Annotated in this window: 12 protein-coding genes; 6 read left to right on the forward strand and 6 right to left on the reverse strand. The window is 54.4% G+C overall.

What is annotated here, in order from left to right; all coding sequences use genetic code 11:
* The first annotated feature begins 86 nt into the window (after positions 1-86).
* Positions 87-1,511, forward strand: a complete 1,425-nt coding sequence (gene lpdA / locus N2K86_RS03650; protein ID WP_042718239.1) for a dihydrolipoyl dehydrogenase — start codon at positions 87-89, stop codon at positions 1,509-1,511.
* A gap of 275 nt (positions 1,512-1,786) precedes the next feature.
* Positions 1,787-3,178 (forward strand): RCC1 domain-containing protein, encoded by a 1,392-nt coding sequence (locus tag N2K86_RS03655; protein WP_260660500.1) that lies wholly within the window; start codon positions 1,787-1,789, stop codon positions 3,176-3,178.
* 57 nt (positions 3,179-3,235) lie between these two features.
* Here N2K86_RS03655 and N2K86_RS03660 read toward each other — a convergent pair whose 3' ends face one another.
* Together N2K86_RS03660 and N2K86_RS03665 are read right to left on the reverse strand one after the other, a co-directional pair.
* The gene (locus tag N2K86_RS03660) at positions 3,236-4,024 is read right to left on the reverse strand and encodes a DUF2950 domain-containing protein (RefSeq protein WP_260661627.1); all 789 of its coding nucleotides are present in this window, start codon (positions 4,022-4,024) and stop codon (positions 3,236-3,238) included.
* A gap of 10 nt (positions 4,025-4,034) precedes the next feature.
* Positions 4,035-5,564, reverse strand: coding sequence for a DUF3300 domain-containing protein (locus N2K86_RS03665; protein ID WP_260660501.1), 1,530 nt, complete (start codon positions 5,562-5,564; stop codon positions 4,035-4,037).
* A gap of 894 nt (positions 5,565-6,458) precedes the next feature.
* Between N2K86_RS03665 and acnB the strand changes: the two genes are divergently transcribed.
* Together acnB and yacL are read left to right on the forward strand one after the other, a co-directional pair.
* Positions 6,459-9,056 carry a bifunctional aconitate hydratase 2/2-methylisocitrate dehydratase gene (acnB, locus tag N2K86_RS03670; RefSeq protein ID WP_260660502.1) on the forward strand — a complete coding sequence of 866 codons (2,598 nt, stop codon included), beginning with the start codon at positions 6,459-6,461 and terminating at the stop codon, positions 9,054-9,056.
* Between the two features lie 190 nt (positions 9,057-9,246).
* A complete protein-coding gene (gene yacL, locus N2K86_RS03675; RefSeq protein WP_010426919.1) occupies positions 9,247-9,609 on the forward strand; it encodes a protein YacL in 363 nt (120 codons plus the stop codon).
* Positions 9,610-9,640: 31 nt separating this feature from the next.
* Here the strand turns inward: yacL and speD are convergent, their stop codons facing one another.
* The 3 genes from speD to N2K86_RS03690 form a co-directional block, all read right to left on the reverse strand.
* The gene (gene speD / locus N2K86_RS03680) at positions 9,641-10,435 is read right to left on the reverse strand and encodes an adenosylmethionine decarboxylase (protein ID WP_032649781.1); all 795 of its coding nucleotides are present in this window, start codon (positions 10,433-10,435) and stop codon (positions 9,641-9,643) included.
* Entirely contained in the window at positions 10,436-11,305 is an 870-nt protein-coding gene (speE, locus tag N2K86_RS03685) for a polyamine aminopropyltransferase (protein ID WP_260660503.1), read from the reverse strand.
* A gap of 102 nt (positions 11,306-11,407) precedes the next feature.
* On the reverse strand, positions 11,408-11,755 hold the full coding sequence (locus tag N2K86_RS03690) for a YacC family pilotin-like protein (RefSeq protein ID WP_010426912.1): 348 nt from the start codon (positions 11,753-11,755) through the stop codon (positions 11,408-11,410).
* A 145-nt stretch (positions 11,756-11,900) separates the two neighbouring features.
* Between N2K86_RS03690 and cueO the strand changes: the two genes are divergently transcribed.
* Positions 11,901-13,460 carry a multicopper oxidase CueO gene (cueO, locus tag N2K86_RS03695; protein ID WP_260660504.1) on the forward strand — a complete coding sequence of 520 codons (1,560 nt, stop codon included), beginning with the start codon at positions 11,901-11,903 and terminating at the stop codon, positions 13,458-13,460.
* An 86-nt stretch (positions 13,461-13,546) separates the two neighbouring features.
* Here cueO and N2K86_RS03700 read toward each other — a convergent pair whose 3' ends face one another.
* Positions 13,547-15,937 carry a glucose/quinate/shikimate family membrane-bound PQQ-dependent dehydrogenase gene (locus N2K86_RS03700; protein ID WP_260660505.1) on the reverse strand — a complete coding sequence of 797 codons (2,391 nt, stop codon included), beginning with the start codon at positions 15,935-15,937 and terminating at the stop codon, positions 13,547-13,549.
* Between the two features lie 208 nt (positions 15,938-16,145).
* Here N2K86_RS03700 and hpt point away from each other — a divergent pair, with 208 nt between their 5' ends.
* Positions 16,146-16,682: a hypoxanthine phosphoribosyltransferase gene (hpt, locus tag N2K86_RS03705; protein ID WP_010426909.1), complete on the forward strand. Its 537-nt coding sequence runs from the start codon at positions 16,146-16,148 to the stop codon at positions 16,680-16,682.
* Positions 16,683-16,769: the final 87 nt, after the last annotated feature.

Genomic DNA, 16,769 nt, shown 5'->3' on the forward strand with positions numbered 1-16,769 from the left:
TGTTGTTTCAAAATTGTTAACAATTTTGTAAACTGCGGGCGGATAGAACGACCCGGTGGACGACGGGTATAAATTAAGAGGTCATGATGAGCACAGAAATCAAAACTCAGGTCGTAGTACTTGGGGCAGGCCCGGCAGGTTACTCCGCAGCATTTCGCGCCGCGGATTTAGGTCTGGAAACCGTCATCGTAGAACGTTACAGCACCCTCGGCGGTGTTTGTCTGAACGTCGGCTGTATCCCTTCTAAAGCGCTGCTGCACGTAGCGAAAGTTATCGAAGAAGCCAAGGCGCTGGCTGAACACGGTATCGTCTTCGGCGAGCCGAAAACCGATATCGACAAAATTCGTACCTGGAAAGAGAAAGTTATCACTCAGCTGACCGGCGGTCTGGCGGGTATGGCCAAAGGCCGTAAAGTGAAAGTGGTAAACGGTCTGGGTAAATTCACCGGTGCGAACACCCTGGAAGTGGAAGGCGAAAACGGCAAAACCGTGATCAACTTCGACAACGCGATCATCGCGGCAGGCTCTCGCCCAATCGAACTGCCATTCATTCCGCATGAAGATCCACGCGTGTGGGATTCCACCGATGCTCTGGAGCTGAAAACCGTTCCTAAGCGTCTGCTGGTTATGGGCGGCGGTATCATCGGCCTGGAAATGGGTACTGTGTACCATGCGCTGGGTTCAGAGATCGACGTGGTTGAAATGTTCGACCAGGTTATCCCGGCTGCTGACAAAGACATCGTTAAAGTCTTCACCAAACGCATCAGCAAGAAATTCAATCTGATGCTGGAAACCAAAGTGACTGCCGTTGAAGCGAAAGAAGACGGTATTTACGTTTCCATGGAAGGCAAAAAAGCCCCTGCAGAAGCGCAGCGTTACGACGCCGTGCTGGTGGCTATCGGCCGCGTGCCGAACGGTAAAAACCTCAACGCAGGTGCCGCAGGCGTGGAAGTGGATGACCGTGGCTTTATCCGCGTTGACAAGCAGCTGCGCACCAACGTGCCGCACATCTTTGCTATCGGCGATATCGTCGGTCAGCCGATGCTGGCGCACAAAGGTGTTCACGAAGGTCACGTTGCCGCTGAAGTTATCGCGGGCATGAAACACTACTTCGATCCGAAAGTGATCCCATCTATCGCGTACACCGAGCCAGAAGTTGCCTGGGTGGGTCTGACCGAGAAAGAAGCGAAAGAGAAAGGCATCAGCTACGAAACCGCCACCTTCCCGTGGGCTGCTTCCGGCCGTGCTATCGCTTCCGATTGCGCAGATGGCGTGACCAAACTGATCTTCGACAAAGAGACTCACCGCGTTATCGGTGGTGCGATTGTCGGTACCAACGGCGGCGAGCTGCTGGGCGAAATCGGTCTGGCTATTGAAATGGGCTGTGACGCTGAAGACATCGCGCTGACCATCCACGCTCACCCGACTCTGCACGAGTCCGTGGGTCTGGCGGCAGAAGTGTTCGAAGGTAGCATCACCGACCTGCCAAACGCGAAAGCGAAGAAGAAATAAATTTCTTTATTGCTGATAAACGCCTCCTCGGAGGCGTTTTTTTTGCCCTGAATTAATATTTCAGTTTTAATAGGTTTTCGATATGTTTATTTTTATTATAAATTGATATTGCTTATTTTTATTATGAATGAATATTTTATTTAATGTCGTTTCCAAAATAACCATCTTAGTTATTTGATGAAGGTTTTACGGATTTAACGATCCGGTTCACATAAATTCTTTTTTTCGACACTTATAGTTCTTCCACTACTAATGCTACGGAAGGGAAGAATTAAATGAGTGAATATGGTCAGTATTCCGATATTCGTGAATTAAGAATTATGGGCGCAAGGACAGAGCTTGGTCAGGGGCGTACAGCAATGACACACAAACTCGTAGCCCTGGACAAAGAAACTCTGCAACCTGTTAGCGTAGACTGGTGGTATGAAGATGAATCAGCCCCCTGTTATACCGGGTCTGTATTTACCGATATACGACCAAGCGTGCGCTTAATGGCTAACTCCGATACTTATCGTTTTGGGGATGTAATTAACATCAGTAACGTTGGTGGCTCAAACGCTGCATTGGCTGTTATTCAGAATAATGGCACCGTTGTGGCATGGGGCATGCCGCAGAATGGAGGAAGTTCTCCTTCGAGCGATCGTAACCATAACGTAAAATCTATTTATGGTGGCTATGACTGTTCTGCAGCAGTTAACGCAGATGGTCAGGTATTTACGTGGTCGGTTGATAGTGATAACACGCTTCCACCAGAGGTTGCCCAGCTGAATGATATTATCGATATCAAAGTAGCGCAATATTGGGGTGAAGGAGGAAACTATACCTATTTGGCTTTGAGGGCTAACAAACAGGTGGCTCAATGGACGGATGGAAGGTCGCATAATGATTTTCCTACTGATATTGCAGAGCGTAAAGATTTCATCGCCATTCAGGTTACGGAGTATGCTTTTGCCGGAATAACGGAGAATGGGCATATTTTAGCATGGGGTAATGAGTCCTATGGCGGAGCTTTGCCAGACCATTTAAAAGATATTAATGATGCCGTAACGCTCTACAGTAACGATGGCGCATTTGTTGCACTTAGGGCATCCGGCACTATTGTGTCCTGGGGGAGTGCGAAACACGGTGGCGATATGCCCGATGATATAGCCAGCCTTACCGATATCGTATCAATCTGTAATACCAGTTCCACATTTATTGCCCTTAGAGCAAATGGTAGCGTTGTATTCTGGGGGAGTCAGCGTACATTAATTGTACTTCCTGAGAATATTGCCAGTCTGACGAATATCATTGACGTACAAGGTGCTATTAACGGTACCTATGCATTTTTAACTGCAGACGGAAATGTGTATTGTTGGGGACAATATGGAGAAGATCTCCCGGAGGGTTTGAATAATATTGTATCGGTGACCGCTGCCTGGAACGCCTTTGCTGCACTACGCCGTGATGGAAGCGTTGTTGCATGGGGCGATAGTTTCGAAGGTGGCGACACTACCCCGGTAGCGGACGAACTTTACAATATTCGCGCGATATATTCCTGTGGCTATCGTTTTCTGGCATTGCGCGATGACGATTTTGCTTTCGAATGGGGTGAAGAGGCCAGAGAGGACATCACAAAGATGCCGGCGAGTTTACAAGGCAATATCACCTATAGTTTTGTGAAGTGACTTATCATTTTAAGTTAGCTCCCTTGCATGCCCGGCTACACGCCGGGCATTTTTCTACTACATAACCTCATGCCACGAACCTATTAGGTTGAATCTGTTGATGGCCTGAGCATGCTCCGCTGTCGCCACGCCTAAATTTGACTGATAAACCCTGTCGTCCTGATTAATCATAAAGCTCATCACGCCCGTCTGACCGTAACGCACCGGCCAGGCGATCATGGCAAAGCCAGCCTTATCGGGTAGGATCCGGAAACGATAGCCGTGATAACCTGCGCCAGGCTCTTGCGGGCTAAATGCCGGTCCGAGCGGGCTGGGCGCTTCGCCCGGTGAGACGGGCCAGTACAGACCATCTTTTTTTCCTTCAGCGCTGACGATTTTTTCAGCGTAATGCTGATTCAGCGCAAAATAGCTCTTTTGCGCGTCCACATAGGCGTGTAAGGCTTCAATTGCCGCAAGCTCGTTGCGCCCGATTTCACGCGTCTGGATCTCGTCGGCGGCTTTTTGCATATCAAACTGCCAGCCGTCGGTTTTTTTCACGACGGGTATGGGCAGCTGCCAGCCGTTTTCCCCAACGTAGAGATGGGCGATATCCCCGTTAATGGCGACGTGATGGCTTACCTTCCAGTCGCGTAAAAAACGCGCCACGGCTTCAGGGTCAACGCCCTCAGGCGGCAGGTAATCACGCCAGTTATCGCCGAGCAGGCTGTTTAATGTCCCCTCGTTTTGCTCGCTGATGGCTTTTGTCAGGGCGTCCGTTGCCTGTCCCGGCGTCGTGAAATTCTGCTGGGCCAGGGCGAAGGTGGATACCATAAGCAACAGTACGCCGCCAATCAGTTTTTTTTTCATCATGATGTCCTTAACGGTGGCGGAATTCTCGGTGTTCGGCGTGGCGTTCAGACGCCTGTTGTCTAAGGCTGGCACGCTGTTCACCGCTCAGCGACGCTCGCTGACGGCTTTGCAACCCGCGCTGCTGCTGCGCCTGCCAGCTCGGAGAACGGCTGTCGTTGCCGCTCAGGGCGTTGGCGTAGCGCTGAGGATGCTGGCTTTGCGTGCGGTGCTCGGTCTGCAGGCGATCCTGACGCGCGTGGGTATTTTCCTGCCGCTCGTGCGGCGTTATCCCGTCGTAGCCCCGGTAGTTATTGCGTTGAGTGATCTGCCTTAGCTGCTGGGCGGAGGCGGGGCGCTGCACGTTTTGGGTGACGGGATGCTGCAGTTGCGACAGCGATTTCCCGGTCGATTTTTGCACCTGCGCCAATGCCGCCTGACGCTGGCCGTCGCGGTTAACCGGCTGATGCTGCGTCGCGCTCAAACCGGTGTGGGTGGACGTCGGATGGAACTGGCTGGCAAGCTGGCTGTTGGTATAGGGCACCCCGTTGCGATACGCCGGGTTGTGCTGCCACACTATATTGTTATCCGTGCGGTGCTCGCCGGTTATTTTATTGAAATTATTGACGTTGATATTGATGTTATCGCCGTTATGCGAGTATCCGTCGTGATGGTAATCATCGTCATGATGATGATCGTCATCGTGGTGGTGGTGATCGTCGTCATTGTCCCAGTCGATATTGCTGAACAGCGCATAGGTGGTGGCAACGCCGAGGCTATAGCCGAACCCTTTTACAAAGCTGTTGGTGAACTGCTCGCCGGGAGACGGGGGGAGATAAACCGGCGGATAGCTGGCGTTTGGCCAGGACCCATAGACGGCCGTTGGGTTATAGGTTGGCACATACACCACCTGCGGATCGGCGGGCTCAATCTTTATCACCGTCTCGCTTGCAGGCGCGGCGCCGACCGTTGCGGTGGTACTTTTGGCGGGCGCGGCTTTTTTAACCGAGGTCACCGTCTGTTGAGGAGTCGACTGCAGCGCGCCGGTTTGCTGCGCCAGCGCGCGAAGACGCTGCACGGAGTACATGACGTCCTTCGGCTGAGCCAGAAACGCATCCCCTAAATTTTGCACCCACTCCGGGTTACCGCCCATCAGCGTCATCAGCTGTGGGAAGGCCACCAGCGATTTTACGCTGGCATCCCACGGCTGGCCGGAGACGGCCTGGATCGCAGCGTCGCCCTGCCGCTTTGGATTGTCCTGCGACCACTGCGCGGCCTGGATGACGTTTGAAGGGTAGGTCGATGCCATCAGGATTTGCGAAAGCAGCGCATCGGGGTAGAGCGCAATGGGCGCCGTCCACTGATCGATTTGAGCCGCCGTATAAGTAGGGGCGACGACCGGCGCGGGCTGAGCAGTTGGGGTGACGGGTTGTTGCGCGACAGGCGCAGGGGACACCGGGGTTTCTGTCGCGCGGCTTTTAACAAACATCACGCCAGAGGCGGCGAATAACCCGGTACTGCACAGAAGAACAAGCAGATGTGGCTTAAAGGGCAACTTCATATAGTGACTCCGACGAGACCAGCGCAGTGCCCTCAGGCGCTGCAATTGCCGCGAGTATTATTCACCCGTCTTTTACAGTTTTGACGATTGTTGGGAATTCACCAGAAGGTCCGGATAAAGAGTGTGAGTATTTATTACACAATTTTGCGGGGCGGTTGAAAAGCCGAAGGGTTCCTCAGAAGGCCGCTCTTGCGAGCGGCCAGCAGCTAATTGCCGAGGTTAACCACAAACAGTACAGTGATGTCGGATATGTTCCAGCCACCATGCAGTGCGGTAAGCAGTAAACCGGTCACAACGATCAGCGCATAGACTCGCATCTCCATTGCGTGCGTTCCTGTAAAGGCTACGCCGGTTCTTTCTTCACCGGGAAAGACTGAACCAGGCAAATGAACGTATTGCCGCGTAGGTTACGGAACTGCTTCCGGGCCCGGTGACTGGTTGCTACACCAGCGAAGCAGGCCGGAAATAACAGTAGCTCAGTGTGTTAAGCTTGAGAAGATGAGTGGCTGGATTACATTCTATTTCATTCGAAACTGGATAGAGCCTCGTAAACCTGCATTCTGGAGTTGCGGATTGTTTAGCTTTAGAGCATTATTCTTGTCGAACGTATTGCCGCAAATCTGCCAGCCCGGTGTGCTACCACCGCAAGGCAACAAATTAACCGCTATCAGGCGGTTTTTTTGTGCCCAAAATTCGTCTCGTCTCTCCACTACACCATGCTTAACGATTCAGCAAATTTTTTAATGTTGCTTTTTTGTAAACGGATTAACACTGTGCAGAAATCCTGCTATGCTGCCCGACGCGGTATCGGGCATTTACCCTACAAACTGCTGTCTCACAGGAGCGTGAAGAGAACGCCCGCCGCATATGACAATGAGAGCGAGGAGAACCGTCGTGCTAGAAGAATACCGTAAGCACGTAGCAGAACGTGCCGCCGAGGGAATTGTACCCAAACCTTTAGATGCAACCCAAATGGCCGCGCTCGTCGAGCTGCTGAAGAACCCGCCTAAGGGCGAAGAAGAATTCCTGTTAGATCTGTTGATCAACCGCGTACCGCCTGGCGTAGATGAAGCTGCCTACGTAAAAGCCGGATTCCTTGCTGCTATCGCCAAAGGCGAAGCCACCTCCCCACTGGTTACTCCTGAAAAAGCCATTGAACTGCTCGGTACCATGCAGGGTGGTTACAATATTCATCCGCTGATTGACGCGCTGGATAACGACAAGCTGGCACCGATTGCCGCTAAAGCGCTCTCTTCCACGCTGCTGATGTTCGATAACTTCTACGACGTAGAAGAAAAAGCCAAAGCGGGCAACGTCTATGCGAAGCAGGTGATGCAGTCCTGGGCGGATGCCGAATGGTTCCTTAACCGTCCTGCCCTGGCTGAAAAAATTACCGTTACCGTCTTTAAAGTGACCGGTGAAACCAACACCGATGACCTTTCTCCGGCACCGGACGCGTGGTCTCGCCCGGATATCCCTCTGCACGCCCTGGCGATGCTGAAAAACGCTCGTGAAGGTATCGAGCCGGATCAGCCGGGCGCTGTCGGCCCGATCAAACAGATCGAAGCGTTGCAGAAGAAAGGTTTCCCGCTGGCTTACGTCGGTGATGTGGTCGGTACCGGTTCTTCCCGTAAATCCGCCACCAACTCCGTGCTGTGGTTCATGGGTGACGACATTCCTCACGTGCCAAACAAGCGCGGCGGCGGCCTGTGCCTCGGCGGCAAAATTGCGCCGATCTTCTTTAACACCATGGAAGATGCGGGTGCGCTGCCGATTGAAGTGGATGTTTCAAACCTGAACATGGGCGACGTGATTGACGTCTATCCGTTCAAAGGCGAAGTCCGTAACCACGAAACCAACGAGCTGCTGGCAAGCTTCGAGCTGAAAACCGACGTGCTGATTGACGAAGTGCGCGCCGGTGGCCGTATCCCGCTGATCATCGGTCGTGGCCTGACCACCAAAGCGCGTGAAGCGCTGGGTCTGCCGCACAGTGACGTGTTCCGTCAGGCGAAAGATGTGGCGGAGAGCATCCGTGGTTACTCTCTGGCGCAGAAAATGGTGGGCCGCGCGTGCGGCGTAGCGGGCGTTCGTCCGGGCGCGTACTGCGAGCCGAAGATGACCTCCGTGGGCTCTCAGGATACCACCGGTCCAATGACCCGTGACGAACTGAAAGACCTGGCGTGCCTGGGCTTCTCGTCTGACCTGGTGATGCAGTCCTTCTGCCACACCGCGGCGTATCCGAAGCCGGTCGACGTAACCACGCACCACACGCTGCCAGACTTCATCATGAACCGTGGCGGTGTGTCTCTGCGTCCGGGTGACGGCGTCATCCACTCCTGGCTGAACCGCATGCTGCTGCCGGATACCGTGGGTACCGGTGGTGACTCTCACACCCGTTTCCCAATCGGTATCTCCTTCCCGGCGGGTTCCGGTCTGGTGGCGTTTGCTGCTGCGACCGGCGTGATGCCGCTGGATATGCCGGAATCGGTGCTGGTGCGCTTCAAAGGTAAAATGCAGCCAGGTATCACCCTGCGCGATCTGGTTCACGCGATCCCGCTGTATGCGATTAAACAGGGTCTGCTGACCGTTGAGAAGAAAGGGAAGAAAAACATCTTCTCTGGCCGCATTCTGGAAATTGAAGGTCTGCCGGATCTGAAAGTGGAGCAGGCGTTCGAGCTGACCGATGCCTCCGCCGAGCGTTCTGCGGCGGGCTGTACCATCAAGCTGAACCAGGCGCCAATCGAAGAGTACCTGACCTCCAACATCGTGTTGCTGAAGTGGATGATTGCGGAAGGCTACGGCGACCGTCGTACGCTGGAGCGTCGTATTCAGGGTATGGAAAAATGGCTGGCGGATCCGCAGCTGCTGGAAGCCGATGCTGACGCAGAGTACGCGGCGGTGATCGACATCGATCTGGCGGATATCAAAGAGCCAATCCTGTGTGCACCGAACGATCCGGACGATGCGCGTCCGCTGTCCGAAGTTCAGGGCGAGAAGATCGACGAAGTGTTCATCGGTTCCTGCATGACCAACATCGGCCACTTCCGTGCGGCCGGCAAGCTGCTGGATACCCACAAAGGCCAGCTGCCAACCCGTCTGTGGGTGGCGCCGCCAACCCGTATGGACGCGGCTCAGCTGACCGAAGAGGGTTATTACAGCGTGTTTGGTAAGAGCGGTGCGCGTATTGAAATCCCTGGCTGTTCCCTGTGTATGGGTAACCAGGCGCGCGTGGCTGACGGTGCGACGGTGGTTTCCACCTCTACCCGTAACTTCCCGAACCGTTTAGGTACCGGTGCGAACGTCTACCTGGCCTCTGCGGAGCTGGCGGCGGTTGCGGCGCTGATTGGCAAACTGCCAACGCCGGAAGAGTACCAGACCTTTGTGGCTCAGGTAGATAAGACGGCAGTGGATACCTATCGCTATCTGAACTTCGACCAGCTCTCTCAGTACACCGAGAAGGCTGACGGGGTGATCTTCCAGACGGCGGTATAAACAGCAAAACCGTCTCCACGAGACGGTTTTTAGTGTTTGCACCCTCTCCCGTGGGAGAGGGACGGGGTGAGGGCATCAGGCCGCAGGGTCTTGCTCTCACCTTTTTATTTTCATTCCTCCCACCTCTCCCGCTTTTTTTCTTCCTCTCTGCTGCGATAATTACCCTAATGGCTTTGCAGAGGAAAACACTATGGATTACGAATTTCTGCGCGACATCACCGGAGTGGTGAAAGTGCGTATGTCGATGGGCCACGAAGCCGTAGGACACTGGTTTAACGAAGAGGTGAAGGAGAATCTCGCACTTCTTGATGAAGTGGAAGAGGCGGCGAAGACGGTAAAAGGCAGTGAGCGCTCCTGGCAGCGCGCCGGGCATGAATACACCCTGTGGATGGATGGCGAAGAGGTGATGGTGCGCGCCAACCAGCTCGAATTTTCCGGTGACGAGATGGAAGAGGGGATGAGCTACTACGACGAAGAGAGCCTGTCGATGTGCGGCGTAGAGGATTTCCTTCAGGTGGTAAATGCGTACCGCGACTTTATGAAACAGAAATAACAGACCGGAGCATCCCTGCTCCGGCTTGCGCTTACACGGCCGGAATATTGCGGCCGTAGTAGATCTCGCGCATCTCTTTCCAGAGCAGGTCAGTAATCGCCTTACGCTCTTCTTCGCTCAAATCTTCCGGTTTGGTATGGAACATGTAGTGCTTAAGGTCGAACTCCTTCAGCAACATTTTGGTATGGAAGATGTTCTCCTGATACACGTTCACGTCCATCATATCGTACAGCGATTTCATGTCTTCAGACATAAAGTTCTGAATAGAGTTGATCTCATGGTCGATGAAGTGCTTCATACCATTGATATCACGGGTAAAACCACGCACGCGATAATCAATCGTGACGATGTCCGATTCCAGCTGGTGGATTAAATAGTTCAGCGCGTTCAGCGGCGAGATCACGCCGCAGGTCGATACTTCGATATCCGCGCGGAAGGTGCATAGCCCACCTTCAGGGTGGCTTTCCGGGTAGGTGTGTACGCAGATGTGGCTCTTATCGAGGTGCGCGACGACCACTTCCGGCAGCGGGCCGGGGTGCTCGGTTTTGTCGATAAGCTTCGGGTCTACCGGCTCTTCGCTCACCAGAATGGTGACGCTCGCGCCCTGTGGTTCATAATCCTGACGCGCAATGTTCAGGATGTTAGCGCCAATGATCGAGCAGGTTTCTGACAGGATCTCCGTCAGGCGGTTAGCGTTGTAGAGTTCATCGATATAGGCGATATAACCATCGCGCTCTTCCGCTGTTTTGGCGTAGCAGATATCGTAAATACAAAAACTCAGGCTTTTCGTCAGGTTGTTAAAGCCATGCAGTTTCAGCTTTTTCAATTAGCTCACCCCCTTTGAGGACAGTGCGTCTTGCAGATATTGTGGCAAGGCAAACGCCGCGGTATGGACGGCCGGGTTGTAATAGCGACAGCGGAGACCCGCCTGGTGGAAGCGCGCCTGAATGATTTCGGTAGAGAGATGTCGCAGCACCTCATTGTCGGTCGCCCACGCGAAGGTCATGATCCCGCCGTAATAGGTCGGGATCGCGGCCTGGTAGAAGCTGACGTCGCTAAAGTAGGTGCTCAGCTTGCGGTGGCTGTCGAGAGCTTCATCCTGCTGCAGGAAGCAGACGCCGTTTTGCGCGACGAAGATCCCGCCGGGATTCAGGCAGCGCTTGCAGCCTTCGTAGAATGAGGAGGTAAACAGCGACGCGCCCGGACCGATCGGGTCGGTGCAGTCAGAGATGATCACATCAAACGTTTGCGTGGTCTGGTTAACAAAATTGACGCCGTCGTCGATAACCAGATTAAAGCGCGGATCGTCGTAGCTACCGGCGTTATGGTTGGGCAGGTATTGACGGCAGAACGAAACCACCCCTGCGTCGATTTCCACCATCGTGATGGTTTCGACGGACTGATGGCGGGAGACTTCACGCAGCATCGCGCCGTCGCCGCCGCCAATAATCAGGACGTGCTTTGCGTGGCCGTGAGCCAGCAGCGGAACGTGGGTCATCATCTCATGATAAATAAACTCATCGCGCTCGGTGGTTTGCACCACGCCGTCCAGCGCCATGACGCGGCCAAAGGCGGCGTTCTCGAAGATGATCAGATCCTGATGATCGGTCTTCTCGTGATAAAGCACGTTATCAACGGCAAAGTACTGACCAAACTGATCGTGCAGCGTTTCTTGCCATACCGTTTTCTCGGTCATGGGCTGTCCTCTCCATCGTTTACATCCTGACATTCAGCAGAAAGGGCGCAACACATCACCGCCGTGAAGCGGTTAGCGAGTCAACAAGGGGCGTCGGGAAGGTTACTTCACGTAGGCGAGCAGGCTGAGTGAATCACGAGCCAGCGCTTTGCATTTTTTAGCAGTGGGAATACCGATACCGCTCAAATCGCGGTAGCTGTCTTCACCGAGCGCCTTCATGTCGAAGCTGTCGTAGTTGCTGAGATCCCATTGGTTCTGCTGGGCAAAAAAGACCAGTGCGCGACGAATCTGCCCGTTGGGCAAATTCTGGTAACCACAATCGTTTTTCAGAAACACAAACACCGCCGTGAGATCGGCCATATCTTCTGCTTCGTTTTCACTCAGCGCGTAACTGTTCGCACACATCGCCATCAGGCCACTGAACAAAATTGTTCTGAAAAACGTCTTCATTGCTTCTACCACTGCATCACGGAAAATTAACGTTAGCATACTTGATGCCAGGCCGACGACCTTTATTATTGCCGCTTTACTTGACCTTCCGGTAAGGGGAGGGTTTATGCTCAAAAGATCGCCGGCTGGAAATAAGGAAATGAACATGCAACGTCGTGATTTTTTAAAATATTCCGCTGCGCTGGGGGTTGCCAGCGCATTACCTCTCTGGAGTCGCGGGGTTTTCGCGGCTGACAGACCTGCCCTGCCTATTCCTGAATTGCTGACGGCTGATGCCCGCAGTCGTATCCAGCTTGTGGTGCAATCGGGCAAAACGACCTTTGGTGCGAATACCGCCACAACCTGGGGCTATAACGGAAATCTCCTCGGCCCGGCACTCCAGTTACGCAAAGGAAAAACCGTTACCGTTGATATCCATAACACGCTGTCGGAAGAGACCACGCTGCACTGGCACGGGTTGGAAGTGCCGGGCGAAGTGGACGGTGGACCGCAGGGCGTTATTAAGGCTGGTGGCAAGCGCAGCGTGACCTTTACCCCTGACCAGCGTGCGGCGACCTGCTGGTTCCACCCGCATCAGCACGGCAAAACGGGCCATCAGGTGGCGATGGGGCTGGCGGGGCTGGTACTGATTGAAGACGATGAAAGCCGCCTGCTGCGCCTGCCGAAACAGTGGGGCATCGATGACGTTCCGGTGATTGTGCAGGACAAGAAATTCAACGCTGACGGGCAAATTGATTACCAACTGGACGTGATGAGTGCGGCGGTGGGCTGGTTTGGCGACACGCTGCTGACCAACGGCGCGATCTACCCTCAGCATGCCGCGCCGAAGGGCTGGCTGCGTTTACGCCTGCTTAACGGCTGTAACGCCCGCTCGCTGAACTTCGCCGCCAGCGATAAGCGCCCGATGTACGTGGTGGCAAGCGACGGTGGACTCCTGCCGGAGCCGGTAAAAGTGAACGAGCTGCCGATGCTGATGGGCGAGCGCTTCGAGGTGCTGGTGGACATCAGCGACGGCAAGGCGTTTGACCTCGTGACCCTGCCAGTCAGCCAGATGGGGATGGCGGTTGCGCCATTTGATAAGCCGCATCCGGTGCTGCGTATTCAGCCTTTACTGGTGACCGCTTCCGGCACGTTGCCGGATACGTTAACCACCCTGCCAGCGCTCCCGTCGCTTGACGGGCTTACGCAGCGCAAGCTACAGCTTGCCATGGATCCGATGCTCGACATGATGGGTATGCAGGCGCTGATGAAAAAGTACGGCAATCAGGCGATGGCGGGGATGCACCACGGGCAGATGATGGGCCATATGAATATGGACCACGGCAAGATGGGGGGCATGGATCACGGCGGCCATGGTTTCGATTTCCACAACGCCAATATGATTAACGGTAAAGCCTTCGACATGAATACGCCGATGTTTACTGCGACAAAGGGTCAGTTTGAGCGCTGGGTGATTTCGGGCGAAGGGGACATGATGCTGCATCCGTTCCACATCCACGGCACCCAGTTCCGCATTCTCTCAGAAAACGGCAAAACGCCGGATGCGCACCGCGCGGGCTGGAAAGATACGGTGAGAGTGGAAGGCGGCGTCAGCGAGGTGCTGGTGAAGTTTGACCATGAGGCACCGAAGGAGTTTGCCTATATGGCGCACTGCCACCTGCTGGAGCATGAGGATACGGGGATGATGCTGGGCTTTACCGTATAAAAAAAGCCGGGTGGCGGCTTCGCCTTACCCGGCCTACATAGGGCACCCGTAGGCCCGGTAAGCGTAAGCGCCACCGGGCTTTTCAGTTACTTGTTTTCGTCAGGCAACGCATACGCGACAATATAGTCGCCCATCTTCGTACCAAACGAACCGTGACCCCCGGCAGAGATGACAACGTACTGCTTGCCATTCACTTCATAGGTCATCGGCGTGGCCTGTCCGCCCGCTGGCAGACGGCCTTGCCACAGTTTTTCACCGTTGGTCATGTTGTACGCGCGCAGGTAGTTATCTGCGGTTGCCGCGATGAACAGCACGTTACCGGCGGTGGAAATTGGGCCACCCAGCATTGGCATACCCATATTGAACGGCACCGGAACCGGCATCGGGAACGGCATGCTGTCCTGTGGCGTACCAATACGTTTTTTCCATACGATTTGGTTGGTTTTCAGATCCAGACCGGAGATGTAACCCCAGGCAGGCTGTTTACACGGCAGACCAAACGGAGAAAGGAACGGATTCAGGGTCACACCATAAGGAACGCCATACTGCGGCTGGATACCGGCTTCGGTACCGCTGCCTTTCGCATCTTTCGGCTGCTCCATTGGGTTGCCCGGACCGCGTGGGATCAGACGGGAAACGAATGGCAGCGCCATTGGGTTAGCAATCGCCACCTGACGGTTCGGGTCGACGGAGATCCCGCCCCACTCGAACATCCCCAGGTTACCCGGGAAGACCAGCGTGCCCTGCTCAGACGGCGGCGTGAAGATGCCTTCATAGCGCAGCTGGTGGAACATCACGCGGCACACCAGCTGGTCAAACATGGTGGCACCCCACATGTCTGCACCGCTGAGATCTTTCTTCGGACGGAAGCTCAGGTCAGAGAACGGCTGGGTTTTGCTGACGTAGTCGCCTTTAGCCGCGCCCTGTGGAACCGGTTTTTCCGGTGCAGGCACAACCAGCTTACCGTTGCTGCGATCCAGAACGAAAATGTTGCCCGTTTTGGCCGGAGCGTAAATCACCGGAACGGTTTTGCCATCGACGGTAATGTCCGCCAGCGTCGGCTGGGACGGCATATCCATATCCCACAGATCGTGGTGAACGGTCTGATAGCTCCACGCCAGTTTACCGGTCGTTGCGTTCAGCGCCACGATAGCGCTCGCGTAACGCTCCTGCTCCGGCGTGCGGTTACCGCCCCAGATATCTGGCGTGGTGACGCCCATCGGCAGGTAGACCAGATCCAGCTTCGCATCATATGCCGCCGGGGCCCAGGAGTTAGGCGAGTTAAAGGTAAAGGTGTGCTCGTCCGACGGGATCGCATTCGGATCTTTCGCGCCCGGGTCAAACGCCCACAGCAGTTTACCGGTGTTTACGTCGAAACCACGGATGACGCCGGAAGTTTCACGCGTAGAGAAGTTATCCGTTACCGAACCGGCAATCACGATGGTTTTATCGGTGATAATTGGCGGTGAGGTTGGCTCATACAGACCCGGCGTGGTGTCCGGCATATTGGTCTGCAGGTTCAGGATGCCTTTGTTAGCGAAGGTTTCACACAGCTTGCCCGTTTCGGCGTTAATCGCGAACAGACGGCCATCGTTCACCGGCAGCATAATGCGGCGCGGGCAGTCGGCAATGACTTCCGGGCTGGCATTATCGGCACGCGCTTCGTGATAAGAGACGCCACGACAGGTGATGTGCTGGAACGAAGGGTTAGAGTTCAGCTGTGGATCGAAGTGCCATTTCTCTTTACCGGTGGCTGCGTCGAGCGCGAACAGACGCTGGTGCGCCGTACACAGGTAGAGCATGTTGCCCACTTTGATCGGGGTGACTTCGTTGGTCAGTTCACCCGGATCGTTCGGCATCTTCAGGTCGCCGGTACGGAATACCCAGGCTTCTTTCAGGTTCTTCACGTTGTCCGCGTTGATCTGCTTCAGCGGAGAGTAGCGCTGGCCTTCCTGGTTACGACCATACGCAGGCCAGTCACCGTCAGCGACCTGCGAGATAGCAGCCGCAGGCGTGGATTCTGCGTTCAGCGTACCGTTGATCTCCTGTGGGTCATTAAAACCGGCCCAGGTCAGAATGCCGCCGGTAATCAGCAGGGCAACAACCAGGCCCGCCACAGCACCGCTGGAAGGCACAATCAGGCGACGCCAGACGAACGGCAGGATCAGCCAGATACCAAAGAAGACCAGGATGTCGCTGCGCGGCGTCAGTGCCCAGAAATCAAAACCGACTTCCCAGACGCCCCAGATCATAGTGGCAAGAAGGAGTGCGGCATACAGCCACAGTGCAGATTGTTTTCTACGCAACAGCAGGACGGTTACGGCAACCATAACCAGACCTGCAATCGGGTAGTACCAGGAGCCGCCTAAAGCGACCAGCCAGACGCCACCGATTAACAGATACAGCGCGCAGAAGGCTGCGAACGCGGCTGTTAATGTCACCAGTAGACGCGGCTGTTTAGAGTTTGTTTCAGCCATAGAAAGTGTACTCGTCAGTTTTTGTTAATAATTTGCTAGCAACTAATTATAGGTATTAACAAGTGTGATCGGAATCACAATATTTGCTTTTTATAACTCATGCGCCAGGGTTATCCATTTGCTGGTATAATGGCTGGCTTGCGTATCGATGCCGGAAATACATTCACCTGCATTGAGAGATTTTCATTAAAATCATATGGTTAGTAATATGAAACATACTGTTGAAGTGATGATCCCGGAAGCCGAGATCAAAGCGCGTATCGCCGAACTGGGTCGTCAAATCACCGAACATTACAAGGACAGCGGCAGCGAAATGGTGCTGGTCGGTCTTTTACGTGGCTCTTTCATGTTCATGGCAGACCTGTGCCGTGAAGTGCAGGTGTCCCATGAGGTCGATTTTATGACCGCCTCCAGCTACGGCAGCGGCATGTCCACAACCCGTGATGTGAAAATCCTGAAAGATCTGGATGAAGATATTCGTGGCAAAGATGTGCTGATCGTTGAGGACATTATCGACTCTGGCAACACGCTCTCTAAAGTGCGCGAGATCCTGAGCCTGCGTCAGCCTAAATCGCTGGCGATTTGTACGCTGCTGGATAAGCCCGATCGTCGTGAAGTGCAGGTGCCGGTGGAGTTCGTTGGCTTCTCTATTCCGGACGAATTCGTGGTGGGTTATGGCATCGACTACGCGCAGCGTTATCGCCATCTGCCGTATGTTGGGAAGGTAGTGATTCTGGACGAGTAGTGTCTTTGCCCGGTGGCGCTACGCTTACCGGGCCTACGAATGGGCACATGTAGGCCGGGTAAGGCGCAGCCGCCACCCGGCTTTTTA

The sequence above is a fragment of the Enterobacter mori genome (assembly GCF_025244905.1).
Lineage (GTDB): Bacteria > Pseudomonadota > Gammaproteobacteria > Enterobacterales > Enterobacteriaceae > Enterobacter > Enterobacter mori_A.